Origin of the sequence: Collinsella sp. LCP19S3_D3, assembly GCF_052121455.1 — a bacterium.
Lineage (GTDB): Bacteria > Actinomycetota > Coriobacteriia > Coriobacteriales > Coriobacteriaceae > Collinsella.
Genome location: NZ_JBQKEF010000042.1, coordinates 1 through 1,746, shown reverse-complemented (window position 1 = coordinate 1,746; position 1,746 = coordinate 1). Strand labels below are relative to the sequence as shown.

The following is a 1,746-nucleotide window of genomic DNA, read 5'->3' as shown; positions in this document are numbered from 1 at the left end:
TATCTCCCTAGAAAGGAGGTGATCCAGCCGCACCTTCCGGTACGGCTACCTTGTTACGACTTCACCCCCCTCACCCTCCACACCTTCGGCGCCTCCCCCCTCTCGGTTGGGCCGGCGACTTCGGGTGCAGACGACTCGGGTGGTGTGACGGGCGGTGTGTACAAGGCCCGGGAACGCATTCACCGCGGCATGCTGATCCGCGATTACTAGCAACTCCGACTTCATGGGGGCGGGTTGCAGCCCCCAATCCGAACTGGGGCCGGCTTTCCGGGATCCGCTCCCCCTCGCGGGGTGGCATCCCTCTGTACCGGCCATTGTAGCACGTGTGCAGCCCAGGGCATAAGGGGCATGATGACTTGACGTCGTCCCCGCCCTCCTCCGCCTTGACGGCGGCGGTCCCGCGTGGGTTCCCGGCATCACCCGATGGCAACACGCGGCGGGGGTTGCGCTCGTTGCGGGACTTAACCCAACATCTCACGACACGAGCTGACGACAGCCATGCACCACCTGTATGGGCTCCTCTCGGCCACGGGGTCTCCCCCGCTTCACCCATATGTCAAGCCCTGGTAAGGTTCTTCGCGTTGCTTCGAATTAAGCCACATGCTCCGCTGCTTGTGCGGGCCCCCGTCAATTCCTTTGAGTTTTAGCCTTGCGGCCGTACTCCCCAGGCGGGACGCTTAATGCGTTGGCTGCGGCACGGGGGGATCGTCCCCCCACACCTAGCGTCCATCGTTTACGGCTGGGACTACCAGGGTATCTAATCCTGTTCGCTCCCCCAGCTTTCGCGCCTCAGCGTCGGTCTCGGCCCAGAGGGCCGCCTTCGCCACCGGTGTTCCACCCGATATCTGCGCATTCCACCGCTACACCGGGTGTTCCACCCTCCCCTACCGGACCCAAGCCGCGGAGGTTCCGGGGGCTTCGGGGGGTTGAGCCCCCCGCTTCGACCCCCGGCCTGCCGGGCCGCCTACGCGCGCTTTACGCCCAATGAATCCGGATAACGCTCGCCCCCTACGTATTACCGCGGCTGCTGGCACGTAGTTAGCCGGGGCTTCTTCTGCAGGTACAGTCTCGTCTCTTCCCTGCTGAAAGCGGTTTACGACCCGAAGGCCTCCGTCCCGCACGCGGCGTCGCTGCGTCAGGGTTGCCCCCATTGCGCAAGATTCCCCACTGCTGCCTCCCGTAGGAGTCTGGGCCGTGTCTCAGTCCCAATCTGGCCGGTCGGTCTCTCAACCCGGCTACCCGTTGTCGGCACGGTGGGCCGTCACCCCGCCGTCTACCTGATGGGCCGCGGAGCCATCCCCTCCCGTCGGGGCTTTAGCCCGGGCGCCATGCGGCACCCGGGGGTATCCGGTATTACCCGTCCTTTCGGGCGGCTATCCCGGGGGAGGGGGCAGGTTCTCCACGTGTTACTCAGCCGTTCGCCACTCGCCTCTATCCGAAGATAGGTGCCGTTCGACTTGCATGTGTTAGGCGCGCCGCCAGCGTTCATCCTGAGCCAGGATCGAACTCTCCGTCCAAATATGTTTGGGCCTCGAGCCCGTCCGGTCCTCTCAGTCATTCGCTGATCGGTTCCGTTCGATTCATATGGTTCTGTTTGATAGGAAAAGGAATTTCTCGGGGCCGCCTCTCGGCGGCCTTGCGAAAAACGAATCCAAGTCAGACCATTTCAAATGGTTCGATGTCTGCCCGGATGCGACACATCTGGTGTGTCCATCCTCGCAGTATCCGGTTCTCAAGGTGCACGCC

Annotated in this window: 1 rRNA gene; it reads right to left on the bottom strand. The window is 63.6% G+C overall.

Features of this window, described 5'->3' with window-relative positions:
- Positions 1 to 11: 11 nt before the first annotated feature.
- A 16S ribosomal RNA gene (locus tag ACTQXM_RS08920) occupies positions 12 to 1,517 on the bottom strand.
- Positions 1,518 to 1,746: the final 229 nt, after the last annotated feature.